We start from the raw sequence: 15,377 nt of genomic DNA, 5'->3' as shown, positions 1-15,377 counted from the left end.
CGCCTTGCGCCGCCACCTCATCACTGGTGTCGTGGAACGAACGCGACAACAGGGGTCGAGAACCATGCGTAGGACCGGGCCGCTCCTGGCGCTGCTCGCCGGCCTTGCGGTCCTCATCATCATCGCCACGACCGTGCTCGTCCGGACGGTCTCCTCGGACACAGAACCGGACGCCTCACCGCCGCCGCCGCTCACGGCGACCACGGCGGCCCCCGCACCACCGCCGATCCCGCAATCGGCCAACGCCACCTTCGCCTCACGAGTGCCCGGCAGCCGTGCCGTCGTGGCACTGACCGTCAAGGGCGGCAACGCGATCGCGTACGTCTGCGACGGCCGCAGCCTGGAGGCCTGGCTGCGCGGCAAGGTCTATCCCGAAGGCCTGATCCGCCTCCAGGGCAAGAAGGGCATCCTCACCGGATCCGTCCAGGGCGACACCGTCATCGGCGCGGCCAGCCTCTCCCGCAAGGGCGTGATGGGCTTCCGCGCGCCGGTGGTCAGGCCGCCGTCCGGGCTGTACCGCGCGGCCGCGCGGACGACCGAGGGCGCGCAGCTCGTCGGCGGCTGGATCATCCTGCCGAGCGGCGCCCAGGTCGGGCTGGTCAACTACGGCAAGGAGCCTCGTCCAGCACCCGTCCTGAATCCCGGCGCCGGCGCGATCACGATCGAGGACGAGCGGGTCGCGGTCGCGCCCGCCGACCCGGACGCGCCCTGAGGACCGGCACATCCTAAGGAGCACTCCCCTGACGACCTTCGATCCACCCGAGGTGGGTCCCTACAAGGTGGTACGGCGGCTCGGGGCAGGGGGCATGGGCGTCGTCTACCTCGCCCATGCCCCCGGCCGGGAGGTCGTCGCCGTCAAGGTGATGAACCCCGGCTGGGTGGCCCAGCCCGGCTTCGAGATCCGGTTCGAACGGGAGGTGGAGGCGATCCGCCGGGTCGCCCCGTTCTGCACCGCCCCGGTTTTGGACGCCTCCATCGAGGACGACCTCGCCTACATCGTCACCGAGTACGTCGAGGGCAGCACGCTCTGGGAGACCGTCAAGAGGAACGGTCCCCTCGCGGGCGCCCGGCTCGAATCGGTCGCCGTCGGCACCGCCGTGGCCCTCACCGCGATCCACCGCGCCGGCGTCACGCACCGCGACCTCAAGCCGGGCAACGTGATCCTCTCCCCGGAGGGGCCCAAGGTCATCGACTTCGGCGTCGCGCGCCTGGCCGAGTCGACGCCCATCACGGGCGACGTCGCGATCGGCACTCCCCCGTTCATGTCGCCCGAGCAGGCCCTCGGCGAGCAGGTCACCCACGCGTCCGACGTCTTCTCGTGGGGCGCCGTCGTGGCGTTCGCCGCGACCGGGCGGCCCCCGTTCGGCAGCATGACCGGCCCGGAGGTCTTCTATCGCCTCGTCCACGAGCCGCCCGACCTGACCGGCCTCTCCGGCAGCCTCGCCGCCGTCGTCGAACTCGCCATGGACAAGCGTCCCGGCCGCAGACCCACCGCCCGCGACCTGATCGACGTCCTCGTCGCCCACGATGCCGACCCGGAGCCGGACGCCCCTCCCGCGCCCCACCTGCGACTCGTCCCCGACCCCGAACCCGAGTCCGACGACCCCGCCACCACGGACGACACCGCCGTGGCAGGCGACCAGCTCGCGAACGCCGCCCACCCGACCGAAGCTCAAGCCCCACCCGACAACAAACCCGCCCCGGGCGATCAGCCCGCACCACTTGGTGAGCCCGCGGCGCAAGACCAGGCCGCGCCGCACGATCAGGTCGCGCCGCAGGGTCTGCCCGCGACGCATGATGAGTCGGCGGGGGGCGGGGATGGCGCGCCGAGGGATCAGGCTGCGGCCGACGACCGGCTGTCGTCCCACGATCGGTCCGAGGTTCCGGTGACCCGTCTCGATCCTGTCGAACGTGAGGGCGAGCGGGTCACCGAAGCCGAGTCGCCGAGGCAGCGGGCGTTGCGGCGCGCGCTGGTGGGCGGCGTGGTGGTCCTCTGCGTGCTCGTGGCGGCTGGGACGGGTTATCTCGTGTGGGGGCCGCGCACCCCTGCGGGATCCGCCTCGTTCGACGATGACTTCGATGTGAAGCGCGGCTGGCTGGAGCGGGAGCAGGGCGACGGGGTGGCCCGGTACTTCGACGGCGGGTACCTGCTCCAGTTGCCGCCCGAACGCGGCATGGTCACCACGGCGCCGGTCAGGGCGAACGAGATGGGCGACGTCCGGGTGGTGGCCCGGGTGCGCCTGCAGTCCGGCGCCGGGTCGTACGGGATCTGGTGCGGGGGCAATCCGGTCACGCAGGCCACCAACCGGTACGACTTCTACCTCACGAGCGACCGGACCGCCGGGATCGTGAAGGAGTCCCAGGACGGGGTGCGGCAGGAGCTGCGGCCGTTCCAGAAGGCCCCCGGGATCACCGACGGGGAGAACCGGATCGAGGCCGAGTGCCGGTTCGAGGACGGCGTCAGCCGGTTGAAGCTCCGTGTGAACGGGCGGCTGGCCGCCATCTACGACGACCGGACGCGGCCCCACCGGGCGGGCGCCTGCGGGACCGCCGCTCTCTCGGACGCGGGTTCCCCCACGACGATGACGGTGCGGTACGAGTCGTTCAGCGTCCGATCACTTCGGGAGTGACCGGCGGCGCGTCCGGTGCGGCGTCGTCGGCCGGGCTCGCGGTGACGGTCCGGATGTTGAACTTGCGGACCATCCAGGCGATGACGGCCGCGTAGAGGAGCATCGGCGCCACGTCGGCCGCGACGTACTGCCACGGCACCGACCCCTGCTCGATGTCGAGCTTGCCGACGGCGGCCGGGAGCAGGAAGGCCATCAGGTTGTTGAAGACGTGCACGGCGATGGCCGCTTCCAGGCCGCCGGTGCGGATCACCAGCCAGCCCGCGATCGCCCCGAAGAGGAAGACGTCGAGGACGCCCCAGCTGGTGTAGCCGTGACCGGCCGTGAACAGGGCCGCGCCGATGACGATTCCAGGCCATGGTGTGCGGAACACCGTGCTGAACGCGCGGCCGACCTTGCCGGTACGGGTCTCCAGCGTCCAGGAGCCGATGCCCTGGATCAGCCAGCCGCGGAAGATGTACTCCTCGGCCGCCGACTGGAAAGGCACCAGCAAGACAATGATGACGGCGGGCAGGACGAACTCGTCCCAGCCGACCCATTTCTCCGGCTCCGTGGGGTCGGGGTCGGTCACAACGAGGGACGCGCCCCACGAGAACGCGAACGACACGATGCAGAAGAGGACCGCCACGCCGGAGCATCCCAGCAGCCATTTCCAGCGGAGCCTGCCTTCGACGGACGAGACGGTGCCGGGACGGCGGCGCTGCACGGCGAAGGCTGCGAGCGCCACCAGCGGCAGGAGGATCGCCAGCGAACCGAGCTGGAAGGCCAGGTCGGCCGTGTCGTCGCCGAAGATCCCGTCGCCGCTCGGCTCGTACACCCCGCCGTTGACGATCGAGTGCACGACCGCCCCGACGATCATCAGTCCGATCATCAGCGCCAGGGCGCCGACGACGATCAGCAGGGAGCCGAGCAGCGGCCGCCACCAGCGGTGCGCGGCGTTCCGGGCCATCCGGTGGTACCTGACTCCGAGCGGCGCCGGGGTGATCCATGGCTGCTTGACCGGCGGGCCATACCCCGCGTACGCGGGCACCCCATAGGGCTGCTGACCATACGGCTGCGGCTGGCCGTACGGCTGCGGCAGCCCGTACGGCTGCTGGTCATACGGCTGCCGGCCGTTCGGCTGTGGCTGGCCATAGGACGCTTCATACGGCGTCGGCTGACCGTACGGCTGTGGCTGCTGGCCATAGGGCGTCCCGGACGGGCGGCCCTGGCCGTCGTGAGGCTGTGGATGCCCGGGGAGCTGATACGAGGGTCGTTGCGTCTCCCGGTCAGGGTCCGGACTCGCCGTCCCGGAATCCGGCGGCGCCCAGCCGTTGACGTCCGCCGGGTCTGACACGCGCGACCTCCCTGTAGAGCCCTTCAGCACCTGCCAAGAATCGTACGTGGCAAATCCGGCATACCGCCCTGACTAAACCGGTGGTTCGAAGGACCTCGTCCGCTTGAGCCCGGCGGCGCGGCCCTTGGCGGCGATGACCAGGGCCATCTTGCGGGACGCCTCGTCGATCATCTCGTCGCCGAGCATGGCGGCGCCGCGGCGTTCCACGGTCGTGGCGTGCTCGTACGCGTCGAGGATGAGCTCGGCATGGTCATAGTCGTCCTGCGCCGGGGAGAACACCTCGTTGCCCGCCTCGACCTGCGACGGGTGCAGCACCCACTTGCCGTCGAAGCCCAGCGCGGCCGACCGCTGCGCGACGCGCCGGAACGCCTCCACGTCGCGCACGTTGAAGTAGGGCCCGTCGATCGCCTGCAGATCGTGGGCGCGGGCGGCCATCAGGATCCGCATGAGGATGTAGTGGTAGGCGTCGCCCTCGGTGTAGCCGGGCGGCTGTTCCCCCACGACGAGCGTCTTCATGTTGATCGAGGCCATGAAGTCGCCGGGCCCGAAGACGAGCGTCTCCAGCCGCGGCGAGGACGCGGCGATGGCGTCGATGTTGACCATCCCGCGCGCGTCCTCGATCTGCGCCTCGATGCCGATGCGGCCGACCTCGTACCCCATCGCCCGTTCGATCTGGGTGAGCAGCCGGTCGAGCCACCGCACGTGGGAGGGGTCCTGCACCTTGGGCAGCAGCAGGCAGTCGAGGCCGGCGCCCGCGCCCTCCACGACCTCGATCACGTCCCGGTAGGTCCACTCGGTCTCCAGGTCGTTGACCCGGACGGCACGGATCTTGCCCGTCCAGTCGCCCTCGTTGAGGGCGGCGACCACGTTCTTGCGGGCGTCCTCCTTGGCGGCGGGCGCGACCGCGTCCTCCAGGTCGAGGAAGATCTCGTCGGCGGGCAGCCCCTGCGCCTTCTCGATGAAGCGCGGGTTGCTGCCGGGAACTGCCAGCGTGGTACGTCGCGATCGCATGGCCCGGATGCTATCCACGCCGCCTCGCGGGGAGTTATCCACATCGCGTGAACGGAAGTTATCCACAGGCGCGCCATGATCGCTCGCCGGTGGGCGGGGTTGTGAGACGCTGACGGTATGGGTGATGCGCTGGTCGAGGAGGCGGGCAAGAAGTCGGGGCTGCTGTGGCTCGCGCTGCCGGGGCTTCCCCAGCCGCGCGCGGCCTGGCACCTGTGGCATGAGGGCTCCGCCTACGTGCTGACCGGCGGCGAGGGCGAGCAGCCCTTGCCCGGCCTGCCCGAGGCCGAGCAGGTCCACGTGACCCTGCGCAGCAAGGACAAGGGCGGCCGGCTCGTCTCCTTCGTCGCGACGTGCGATCCCGTGCAGCCGGGTTCGGAGTTGTGGAGCACCGTCGCGCCGCTGATGGCCAAAGACCGGCTGAACGCCTCCAGCCACGAGGGCCAGATCGACCGGTGGGCGGTCGAGTCGTACATCATGCGGCTCACGCCCACGGACGAGATCACCGAGGCGCCGGGCGGCTACTCCGGCGACTACGCCGACGTGCGGCCCGTCCCGACCCCCGCGACGACCGCCGGGCCGCCGCCCCGCATGTACGGCGGCAAGAAGCGCAAGGCCGACCGGTGACGCTCGCACACGGATCGAAGACTCGGTCGGCCGAAGGCCCTGTGAAGCGAAGACGCGGCCGATCGAAAGCGCGGTCGATCGAAAGCGCGGTCGATCGAAGGGCGGGTGAAGCGAGACGCGATGGTCGAGGGGGCGGTTGATCGAGGGGGCGTGGCGCGGAGCGTCCGCACTAGAGGGGCAGTTCGCGGCCTTCCGTGACCGCCCGGAGCTTGTCCGGGTTGGCGACGAGGTGGATGGCGGCGACCCTGCCCTGCTCGTCGATGTCCATCGAGAGGGTGGTGATCGGCCCCGCGGGCCCGTCGATGACCAGCCCGAGGTCCCCGTTCAGCGGTACGACGCGAACCCGCATGTCGCTCGGCTGGATGCCCGCGTAGGGCTGCTGGGTGACCGCCGCGAGCCAGCGCGCCACCTTCTCCGCGCCGTGGATCGTCCGCAGGGCGGCCCTGACCTTGCCGCCGCCGTCGGTCCACAGCGCGACATCGGGGGCGAGGATCTCCATGAGCCGGTTGATGTCACCGCCCATGCTCGCGTCCAGAAACCGCTCGGTGGCCTTGAGCCGCTCCCGGGGATCGGCCTCGAACCGCGGCCGCCGCGCCTCGACGTGCTTGCGGGCGCGCGTGCTGAGCTGCCGGACGGACGCCTCCGACCGGTCCAGCGCCCTGGCGATCTCCGCGAACGGGAAGCCGAAGACCTCCTTGAGCACGAACGCGGCCCGTTCGAGCGGGCTCAGGGTCTCCAGCACCACCAGCATCGCCATCGACACCGACTCGGCCAGCTCCGCGTCCTCGGCGACGTCCGGCGAGGTCAGCATCGGCTCGGGCAGCCACGGGCCGACGTAGGTCTCGCGCTGCACCTGGGCCGACCGCAGCCGGTCGAGGGCGAGGTTGGTCGTGATCCGGACGAGGTACGCCTTGGGGTCGGTCACCTTCGAACGATCGGCGCCGGACCATTTGAGCCAGGCGTCCTGGACCGCGTCCTCGGCGTCGGCCGCCGTGCCCAGCATCCGGTAGGCCACCGCGAACAGCAGGTTCCGGTATTCCTTGAACAGCTCGGCCGCGTCATCGCTCACGATCAAGAGAATCTCATGTGTCGCGCCGGGACCGGATCGACCCCCCGGCGGCCGGGATCTCGCACTGGTCCTTGAAGCCCTGCCCGGTCAGGCCCGCGGCCCCGTTGAACCGCGACCGCAGGTTCTCGATCGCGATGATCATGGTGAGCTCGACCAGCTGCTTCTCGGTCAGGTACCGGCGCAGCGCCTCGGTCAGCTCGTCGGTCACCTCGGGCGGATCCGCGCTCATGGCCTCCGCGTACTCCAGGACGAGGCGCTCGTCCTCCTCGAAGAGGCCGCTGTCGCGCCAGTGCGGCACCGCCTCGATCTTCTCCAGCGGCATGCCGTGCATGTTCGACTCCCAGGTGCCGAAGTCCACACACCACGAACACCCGATCTTGACGGCGGCGGCCATGCACGCCAGGTCCTTGAGCCGGTGCGGCACGGACTTCCAGCGCAGCACCTGGGCCTCGAGGATCCCGTACGCGGTCGACACCCCCATGTGGTGGCCCATGGCGCGGCCGGGGTCGAGCTCCTTGCCGAACTTCTTGCGGGTGATCCACGCGCCGAGGCGGTAGACGCGCGTCCTGGGGGGATCCAGCGAGATGCGGGGCATATGGCGGCCTTCCTTTCAGCTCCGGCCCTTCACGGGCTTCTCCAGGTCACCCCCTACGACGGGACAGGCCCGGCGGTTGTGACATCCGTCCGGCGCGGATGTGTCATCGGCCCGGCGCGGATGTGGCAACCGTCCGGCGCGGATGCGACATCCGTCCGGCGAACGCCCGGTGAACCGCCGGCGGTCGGCACTCCCCGGCCCGGGTCAACGCCATGATCGTGGGTAGTGTGCCTCCCATGAGCGGATCCCCGACCCGGGTGTTCATCGCCCGCCTCGCCGGAATCGCCGTGTTCGACCCCGCGGGCGACCAGGTCGGCCGCGTCCGCGACGTGGTGGTCGCGCTCCGGCTCGGCGCTAAGCCGCCGCGCGTGCTGGGCCTGGTGGTTGAGGTGCAGCCGCGGCGGCCGGTGTTCCTGCCGATCACCCGCGTCACGGTCATCGAGTCGGACGCGATCGTGTTCGACGGGCGCCTCAACGTGCGCCGTTTCCAGCAGCGCGCGTCCGAGACGCTCGTCATCGCGGAGATGCTGGACCGGACGGTCACGATGACCGATCCGGAGGAGGCCGTGTCGGTGGTGGACGTGGCGATGGAGCCGACCCGGACGAGGGACTGGCTGATCAGCAAGGTCGCGGTGCGCCGCAGCCGTGGCCGGGGGCTCCGCCGCAGGCAGGGCGAGGTGTTCGTCGTCGACTGGGACGCCGTGACGGGCTTCTCCGCCGTCGAGCACGGCCAGGGCGCCGCCGGCGTGATCGCCGCGTTCGAGAAGATGAAGCCCGCCGACCTGGCCAACTTCGTGCACGACCTGCCGGAGAAGCGCCGCGCCGAGATCGCGCTCGCGCTCGACGATGAGCGGCTCGCCGACGTCCTGGAGGAGCTGCCCGACGACGATCAGATCGAGATCCTCACCAAGCTGGAGGTCGAGCGCGCCGCCGACGTGCTGGAGGCCATGGGGCCCGATGACGCCGCCGACCTGCTCGGCGAGCTGCCCACCGACCAGCGCGAGCAGCTCCTGACCCGGATGGAGCCGCAGGACGCGGCGCCGGTCCGGCGGCTGCTGACCTACCAGGACGACACGGCGGGCGGCCTGATGACCACCGATCCGGTGATCGTGTCGCCGGACGCGAGCGTGGCCGAGGCGCTCGCGCAGATCCGCAACCCCGATCTCAACCCGGCGCTGGCCGCGCAGGTGTACGTGTGCCGGCCGCCCACCGAGACCCCGACCGGCCGCTACCTGGGCACCGTGCACTTCCAGCGGTTGCTGCGCGAGCCGCCGTCGTCCCTGGTCAGCGGCAGCGTCGACACCGAGCTCGACCCGCTGCGCCCGACGATGTCGCTGGAGGCCGTCGCGACGTTCCTCGCCACCTACAACCTCGTGGCGGGCGCCGTGGTCGACGAGAACGGGCACCTCCTCGGCGCCGTCACCATCGACGACGTGCTCGACCACCTGCTGCCCGACGACTGGCGGGAGACCGTGATGGACGCCACGGCCGAGGAGACGGCCGATCCGGAGGAGGAGGCCGTCCGCAGCGGCGAGTTCCCGGTCATCCGCGACGAGATCGACCTGGGGGGCGCCTCATGAGCCCGTCCCGTCTCGACCAGCCGCGCGAGGTCCGCCGCTCCGTCCTGCCCCGGCCGCACTACGACCCCGAGTCGTTCGGCCGGCTGTCGGAACGGATCGCACGCTTCCTGGGCACCGCGCGGTTCCTCGTCTACATGACCGTCTTCGTCGCGGTCTGGATCGTGTGGAACCTGGTGGCCCCGGCGGCGCTCAAGTTCGACCCGTACCCGTTCATCTTCCTGACGCTGATGTTGTCGCTCCAGGCGTCGTACGCGGCGCCGCTGATCCTGCTGGCGCAGAACCGGCAGGACGACCGCGACCGGGTGCAGTACGAGCAGGACCGGGCGCGGGGCGAACGGAGCGTCGCCGACACCGAATACCTCAGCCGCGAGGTCGCCGCGCTGCGGCTGGCGCTGAACGAGGTCGCCACGCGCGACTTCCTGCGTTCGGAGTTGCAGGCGATGCTCAAGGAGCTGGAGGCGGGACGCAAGGACTCCAGCCACAGCCTCTAGGACGGGATCCGCCAGCAGAGGCGGCCACTAGAGGGCGAGAGCCGCCATCGGAGGCGGCCGCTAGAGGACGGGAGCCGCCAGCAAGGGCTCGTCGGCGAGCTTGTCGAGGATGTGACCGAACTGGCGCAGATCGTCCTCGTCCAGCCTGCTCAGCACGTAGTCGCGCACACCCTGCTGGTAGGTGGGGGTGGCGGCGGCCAGCCGGGCGCCGCCGGCCGGGGTCAGCACGGCGAACAGCCCGCGCGCGTCGCTGCTGCACGACTCGCGGCAGACCAGGCCCTCCCGCTGGAGCCGGTCGACGAGCCGGGTGAGGCCGCTGCGGGAGAGCAGCACCCGGTCGGCGAGATCGTTCATGCGCAGCCGGCCGGCCGGGGCCTCCCCCAGGTGCATCAGCACGTCGTACGAGGCGAGCGCGAGATCGTGGTCGGCCAGCAGGTCGGCCTGGAGACGGCGGGAGATCTGGACCTGGGCGCGGAGCAGGGTGCGCCACACGGTCAGCTCGGCGGCCGAAATGGTGCTGGACGGCGTTGTCACGCCCCGATGGTACGGCGCCGGAAGATCGTGCGCGATGCCCGGCGGCCGTGTCGCTCCCACCCCAGGATCACCCCCCGGGGGTTTGCGACCCCGGAGTAACAGGCACCCGCGCGGACTTCATACCATGGGGGGCATGGCCCTCCAGTTGACGACCGAGCAGGTGACCGCGGCGCTCGCCACGGTGAACGATCCTGAGATCCGCAAGCCCATCACCGAGCTCGACATGGTCAAGAGCGTCGACATCGCGCCGGACGGCTCCGTGCACGTCGCCATCTTCCTGACCGTGGCCGGCTGTCCCATGAAGGACACCCTGACCAGCAACATCACGGAGGCCGTCGCCAAGCTGGACGGCGTGACCTCGGTCCAGGTCGAGCTGGACGTGATGAGCGAGGAGCAGCGCAAGGCACTGCGCGAGAAGCTCCGCCCCGGCGACGCCGGCAAGGAGATCCCCTTCGCCAAGCCCAACAGCCTCACCAAGGTCTACGCCGTCGCCAGCGGCAAGGGCGGCGTCGGCAAGTCCTCCGTCACCGTCAACCTGGCCGCCGCACTGGCCGCCCAGGGCCGCAAGGTGGGCGTGGTCGACGCCGACATCTACGGCCACTCGATCCCCCGCATGCTGGGCGTGGAGCACCCGCCCACCAAGGTCGAAGACATGATCATGCCGCCGTCGGCGCATGACGTGAAGGTGATCTCCGTCGGGATGTTCACCGCGGGCAACCAGCCCGTCGTGTGGCGCGGCCCGATGCTCCACCGCGCCCTGCAGCAGTTCCTCGCCGACGTCTACTGGGGCGACCTCGACGTCCTCCTGATGGACCTCCCGCCCGGCACCGGCGACATCGCGATCTCGGTCGCGCAGCTGCTGCCCTCGGCCGAGATCCTCGTGGTCACCACCCCGCAGCAGGCCGCCGCCGAGGTGGCCGAGCGCGCCGGCGCGATCGCCGCCCAGACCCACCAGCAGGTCGTCGGCGTGATCGAGAACATGTCCTACCTCACCTGCGCGCACTGCGGCGAGCGCCAGGAGATCTTCGGCGCGGGCGGCGGCCAGACCGTCGCCGACGCGCTCACCCAGACCCTCGGCACCCGTGTCCCCCTCCTGGGCCAGGTCCCGATCGACCCGCGCCTGCGCGAGGGCGGCGACAACGGTGAGCCCCTCGTCCTCGCCGACCCCGACTCCGGCGCCGGCAAGGAGCTCCGCACCATCGCCGACAAGATCGGCGGCCGCTCCCGCGGCCTCTCCGGCATGTCCCTGGGCATCACCCCCAAGAACAAAATGTGACGCACCACACGCGAAAGAAGGGCCCGCCCCCACCCCGGGGACGGGCCCTTCCCTATGTCCGAACGTCTGATCAGGTGGCCTCGGTGTCGAAGGGAGGGCGTTCGCCGTATTCGAGGCCGCCGACCGTGGTCGCGTAGGGCTCGTCGTCGAAGACGCGGCCGTTGGCGTGGCCCGGCTCGTCGTCGGGGTCTTCGAGGAGGTGCTTGCGGACGAAGGTCTTGGGGTTGAGGTCGGCGATGTCGAAGTCCTTGAACTCCGGGCCGAGGCCGTCCTGGAGATCGGCCTTGGCGCTGTTGGCCATCTGCCGCAACTGCCGCAGCGCCCGGCCCGCCTGACCGGCGACCGTGGGCAGCTTGTCACCGAAGATGACAAGGGCGAGCACGACGAGCACGGCCATCTCGCCCAGTCCGACGTCGAACAACCCGTCCTCCACAAGCACCAGGGGGATCCGGGCCTCGCGGCCCGGATCCCCACAGCGTATCTCCAGCCCGGATGAACCGGATCTGAACGTCAGGCCGCGGCGAGGGTGACCTCGACCGTGGTCTCCTTGCCGCCACGCGTGTACGTGACCTTGATCTTGTCGCCGGGCGCCTTGCTGCGGATCTGCGCGGAGAGATCGGCCGGGCTCTCGATCACCTGGTCGTTGATCTTGGTGATCACGTCGCCGGGCTTGAGTCCGGCGCGCTCGGCCGGGCCGCCCTTGACGATCGGCGGGGTGCCGTTCGACTCGGCATCGCTGATCTTCACGCCGGGGCCGGTGTAGCGCTGGTCCATGCCGATGCCCAGCTGGGTGCGCTTGGCGACGCCGGTCCTGATGATCTCTTCGGCCACGCGCTTGCCATGGTTGATCGGGATGGCGAAGCCCAGGCCGATGCTGCCGCTCTCCTGCCCCCCGTTGAGGGTGGCGATGGCGGTGTTGATCCCGATGACCCTGCCCTTGAGGTCGACCAGCGGCCCGCCGGAGTTGCCGGGGTTGATGGCCGCGTCGGTCTGGATGGCGTTGAGGACCGAGCCGTCACCGCCGCCGCCCTCGCCCCGGGTCGGCACCGCGCGGTTGATCGAGCTGACGATCCCGCTGGTCACCGAGCTCTGCAGGCCCAGCGGCGAGCCGATCGCGACCACCGGGTCGCCGACCGCGAGATCGTCGGAGTTGCCGATGGCCAGCGCCGGCAGCGAGTGCTCGCCCGAGGGCTTGAGCACCGCGATGTCCGACCGCTCGTCCCGGCCCTTGATCGTGGCGGGCAGCTGCTTCTTGTCGTTGAAGACGACCTTGATGCTGCCGCCACCGCCGCCCGCGGCGACCACGTGGTTGTTGGTCACGATGTAGCCGCCGTTGACGATGAAGCCGGTGCCCGCACCGCCCTCGCCGCCGGGCGTCTCGACCCGGATCATGACGACGCTGGGCAGCACCTTCTGGGCGATCCCGGCGATCGAGTCCGGCGGGCGGTTCTTGACGGCCGGGCCGGCGCCCGTGCTGCCGCCGCCGAGGCTGACGCTGGACCCGTCGTCGTCATCGGTCGCCATGACGCCGATGCCGGCGCCGACACCGCCGGCCACCAGCGCGACGATGAGGCCGATGATGGCCAGCACGCCGATGCCGGGACCGCCGCGCACGGGCGCGGGGGGCGGCGGCACTGGGGCCCAGTTGGGGCCGCCCGGCGGCGGGCCGAACCCGCCGGGGCCGCCCATGGGCCGCGGGCCGCCCGGATGCGGCGGGCCCATCGGCCGGGCGCCCGGAGGCGGCGGCACGGGACCGCCCGCGCCGGGGGGCGGGGGCTGGTGGCTCGACTGGGGCGGCCAGCCGTACGGGGTGCCCTGCCGGCCGTCGGCGGGGACGCCCGCACGCGGGTCGTGGTTGTGCGGCACGAAGCCGGGTCGGTGCGGGCCCTGGTCGAGGCCCTCGGGGAGGGGCGTCTCGACCGCAGTGGGCCGGGTGTCACGCGGCCCGTCGTCGGTGCCGAACGCGTCCGGCGGGGCGAACCCCCCGCCCGCCGGGGCGGCACCGTGCTCGGCGGTCCAGCCGGGATCGTCGACCGGCAGGCCGGCGATCGGCTCGACGGTGTCCTGCGCCTGGGGACCTTCCGCCGCCTGCTGGCGGTCGTCCGCCTGGTCCTGCGGGCCGGCGGACTCCGCCCGCTCGGCCCCGTAGCCGGCGACGACACGGTCGTCCCCCGGCGACGCCTTGACCGGCTCGCGGCTCTCTTCCGTCATCCCCATCTCTCCTACGGAGTGGTTCTCGTCATACGCGCTCATGTTGCCCAGCGACGCATGTGGTGAGCATAAGACCTCAGCCGAAGGGGTTGGCCCACGAGCCCAGGCGGCGCAGGCCACGGCCCAGCCGGCCCCAGAAACCCGGACCGTCGCCGGGGAAGGCCTTGATCACCGAATCGGCGGTGCCCGCGGGGGCGTCGGTGAGGACGGTGTAGACGTAGCCGTCCCCCGCCCAGACCGCCCACCGCTGGAGCGAGTCACGCCGGAAGACGGTGCGCCCGTTGCTCCGGGTGCGCTGCCAGCCGGCGAAGCTCCGCTCGTCCAGGCCACCGCGTTGGACGAAGACCGACACGGCCGCCAGGCCGTCCGAGTAGCTGAGGTGGACGGTGGAGTCGTCGGACGTCGCGGCCGCGCGGCGGGCGTCGTAGAGGGTGAGCCGGTCGGGCAGCTCCTGCGGCATGCGCCAGCCGCGGTCGCGCAGGGCACCGACCTCGTCGTCCTCCAACTGGTCTTGCCAGGGCACGGCCGCGGCGGCCTGCGGGACCTCAGGCGTGCTCTCACCGAGCGAGCGACCACCCCGCGACTGGACCTGCCCCCCGCGTGGCGTCGTGATCCGCACCTCACGGAAGCCGGTGGCCGCGACCGCCTGCCCGGCGCCGTCGATCAGCTCCCGGTGCAGCATCAGGCCCGTATCGGTGTCGAGCCAGAACCGCCCGGCCGCGGTGCCGTCCGGGCGGCGGGCCTCGATCACCCGGGCCCGGCGGCCGCAGACGGCGGCGTCGGCGGCGCGGACGACCGAGTAGTTGCGGGTCAGGAGCGCCAGCATCTCCATCGTGAAGCCGGTGAGCGCGCCCCTGATCGCGGACGCGTCCGGATGGAAGGTACGGGTGGTCGCCGTCATCGTGGTCGTGTCGGGCGGCGTGGCCGTCCGGGGCGCCGGCGGCGTGGTCTCCCGCAGGGCCGCGCCGGGCGCGAAGTAGGTGCCCTCGCCGGGCGTGTGCGCCACCGTGACCAGGGAGGTCCTGGCGCCTCCGCCGCCCCAGGTCGTGAGGAACTGCCGGCCCTCGTACGGGACCTGCCGGGCCGCCTCGGCCGCGGCGCGCAGCAGCCGTACCGCCTCGGGCTCGCTGCGGACGCGCCGCGCGGCGCAGGCGTCACCGGCCAGCGCGGCCGCCAGCGCCAGCGCGCCGGCGAGACCCCCCGCCAGCAGTGCGCCCCGCCGTCCGCCGTGTGCGGTGCCGGAGGTCACGGCTCCGGAGAGATCTGGACGGGAAGGTCCTCGTTCACCGGATCGGTGAGGGGGACATCCCCGGACGTCAGCGCGTGTTCGACCGCGAACCGGTCGAACGCGGGGGTCACGGCGGGCGCCTCGCGCTCGCCACCGGCGACGTAGGAGGCGGTGCCCAGCCCGAGAAAGAGCGTGGCGGCGCCGACGGCGAGATAGCGGCGGCGCGGCGCGCGGTGGACCAGTCCGGCCCCGGCGCCGATGCTCACGCCGCGTCCGGCCATCCGGCTCGCGGCGGCGCGGCCGACCGGGCGGTTGTCGCGCGGCCTGGACGACAGCGGCGACCTCTCGCGCGACCCGGCGTGCCGCTGCAGCGGCGGGCGGGCGGGAGACGGCCGGCCCGGTGCCGGAACGGCGCCCTCAGGCGCTTCGTCGCCCGGTACTCGTTCACCAGAAGCGTGCTCGCCCGTGGCCTGCTCACCCGGCAGGCCCGTCGAGGCGCCGGGGCCGACGCCCGTTCCCGTACCGGTGCTCGCCCCCATCGCGCGCAGCCGGGACATCAGATCGCCGGACGGGAGCTCCTCGTCCCGCTCGATCAACGGAAGGTCGGCGAGACCGCGCAACCGGCCCTTGAGACGGCGCAGCGCGTCCGCCTCGGCCCGGCACCGCTCGCAACGCGCGAGATGGGCGAGCGCGCGGTCGCGCTCCTCGTGGCCCAGCTCACCGTCGACAAGAGCGGTCAGACGCTCCCCCAGACAACTCACGCGGCTCCCTCGTCGTTCCGATCAGTCACGCTCG

Annotated in this window: 15 protein-coding genes; 6 read left to right on the top strand and 9 right to left on the bottom strand. The window is 71.9% G+C overall.

The features are described 5' to 3' along the window. Positions 1-64: 64 nt before the first annotated feature. Complete coding sequence (locus ACGFNU_RS42720) at positions 65-712, top strand: hypothetical protein (protein ID WP_392602356.1); 648 nt, start codon at positions 65-67, stop codon at positions 710-712. A 52-nt stretch (positions 713-764) separates the two neighbouring features. Beyond that, positions 765-2,630, top strand: a complete 1,866-nt coding sequence (locus ACGFNU_RS42715; RefSeq protein ID WP_392602355.1) for a serine/threonine protein kinase — start codon at positions 765-767, stop codon at positions 2,628-2,630. Here the strand turns inward: ACGFNU_RS42715 and ACGFNU_RS42710 are convergent. Next, a complete protein-coding gene (locus tag ACGFNU_RS42710) occupies positions 2,605-3,963 on the bottom strand; it encodes a type II CAAX prenyl endopeptidase Rce1 family protein (protein ID WP_392602354.1) in 1,359 nt (452 codons plus the stop codon). The two genes, ACGFNU_RS42715 and ACGFNU_RS42710, sit on opposite strands and share 26 nt — an antisense overlap. Positions 3,964-4,035: 72 nt before the next feature. Further along, positions 4,036-4,974: an HpcH/HpaI aldolase/citrate lyase family protein gene (locus ACGFNU_RS42705; protein ID WP_392602352.1), complete on the bottom strand. Its 939-nt coding sequence runs from the start codon at positions 4,972-4,974 to the stop codon at positions 4,036-4,038. 117 nt (positions 4,975-5,091) lie between these two features. Here ACGFNU_RS42705 and ACGFNU_RS42700 point away from each other — a divergent pair, with 117 nt between their 5' ends. Next, positions 5,092-5,598 carry a hypothetical protein gene (locus ACGFNU_RS42700; RefSeq protein ID WP_392602351.1) on the top strand — a complete coding sequence of 169 codons (507 nt, stop codon included), beginning with the start codon at positions 5,092-5,094 and terminating at the stop codon, positions 5,596-5,598. Between the two features lie 169 nt (positions 5,599-5,767). Here the strand turns inward: ACGFNU_RS42700 and ACGFNU_RS42695 are convergent, their stop codons facing one another. Both ACGFNU_RS42695 and ACGFNU_RS42690 read right to left on the bottom strand, forming a co-directional pair. After that, on the bottom strand, positions 5,768-6,667 hold the full coding sequence (locus ACGFNU_RS42695) for an RNA polymerase sigma-70 factor (protein WP_392602350.1): 900 nt from the start codon (positions 6,665-6,667) through the stop codon (positions 5,768-5,770). A 13-nt stretch (positions 6,668-6,680) separates the two neighbouring features. Further along, on the bottom strand, positions 6,681-7,262 hold the full coding sequence (locus ACGFNU_RS42690) for a carboxymuconolactone decarboxylase family protein (RefSeq protein ID WP_392602349.1): 582 nt from the start codon (positions 7,260-7,262) through the stop codon (positions 6,681-6,683). Between the two features lie 236 nt (positions 7,263-7,498). On the opposite strand from ACGFNU_RS42690, the gene ACGFNU_RS42685 reads away from it, so the two are divergent. Beyond that, on the top strand, positions 7,499-8,842 hold the full coding sequence (locus tag ACGFNU_RS42685; protein WP_392602348.1) for a magnesium transporter MgtE N-terminal domain-containing protein: 1,344 nt from the start codon (positions 7,499-7,501) through the stop codon (positions 8,840-8,842). Beyond that, complete coding sequence (locus tag ACGFNU_RS42680) at positions 8,839-9,333, top strand: DUF1003 domain-containing protein (protein ID WP_392602347.1); 495 nt, start codon at positions 8,839-8,841, stop codon at positions 9,331-9,333. Before ACGFNU_RS42685 ends, ACGFNU_RS42680 begins: the two co-directional genes overlap by 4 nt. Positions 9,334-9,393: 60 nt before the next feature. Here ACGFNU_RS42680 and ACGFNU_RS42675 read toward each other — a convergent pair whose 3' ends face one another. After that, complete coding sequence (locus tag ACGFNU_RS42675) at positions 9,394-9,867, bottom strand: MarR family winged helix-turn-helix transcriptional regulator (protein WP_392602346.1); 474 nt, start codon at positions 9,865-9,867, stop codon at positions 9,394-9,396. 133 nt (positions 9,868-10,000) lie between these two features. Between ACGFNU_RS42675 and ACGFNU_RS42670 the strand changes: the two genes are divergently transcribed. Further along, positions 10,001-11,143, top strand: a complete 1,143-nt coding sequence (locus tag ACGFNU_RS42670) for an Mrp/NBP35 family ATP-binding protein (RefSeq protein WP_392602345.1) — start codon at positions 10,001-10,003, stop codon at positions 11,141-11,143. 70 nt (positions 11,144-11,213) lie between these two features. Here the strand turns inward: ACGFNU_RS42670 and ACGFNU_RS42665 are convergent, their stop codons facing one another. The 4 genes from ACGFNU_RS42665 to ACGFNU_RS42650 all read right to left on the bottom strand — a co-directional run bounded on the left by ACGFNU_RS42665 (position 11,214) and on the right by ACGFNU_RS42650 (position 15,343). After that, positions 11,214-11,564, bottom strand: a complete 351-nt coding sequence (locus ACGFNU_RS42665; protein ID WP_392602344.1) for a sec-independent translocase — start codon at positions 11,562-11,564, stop codon at positions 11,214-11,216. 89 nt (positions 11,565-11,653) lie between these two features. Further along, complete coding sequence (locus tag ACGFNU_RS42660; RefSeq protein ID WP_392602343.1) at positions 11,654-13,354, bottom strand: S1C family serine protease; 1,701 nt, start codon at positions 13,352-13,354, stop codon at positions 11,654-11,656. Between the two features lie 76 nt (positions 13,355-13,430). Further along, positions 13,431-14,603 (bottom strand): MucB/RseB C-terminal domain-containing protein, encoded by a 1,173-nt coding sequence (locus tag ACGFNU_RS42655; protein ID WP_392602342.1) that lies wholly within the window; start codon positions 14,601-14,603, stop codon positions 13,431-13,433. Beyond that, positions 14,600-15,343 (bottom strand): anti-sigma factor family protein, encoded by a 744-nt coding sequence (locus ACGFNU_RS42650; RefSeq protein WP_392602341.1) that lies wholly within the window; start codon positions 15,341-15,343, stop codon positions 14,600-14,602. Before ACGFNU_RS42650 ends, ACGFNU_RS42655 begins: the two co-directional genes overlap by 4 nt. Positions 15,344-15,377: the final 34 nt, after the last annotated feature.

It is taken from the genome of Spirillospora sp. NPDC048911 (assembly GCF_043198015.1).
Taxonomy (GTDB): Bacteria; Actinomycetota; Actinomycetes; order Streptosporangiales; family Streptosporangiaceae; genus Spirillospora.
Note: the sequence above shows the minus strand (reverse complement) of the source record. Positions and strands in the feature narration are given on the sequence as shown.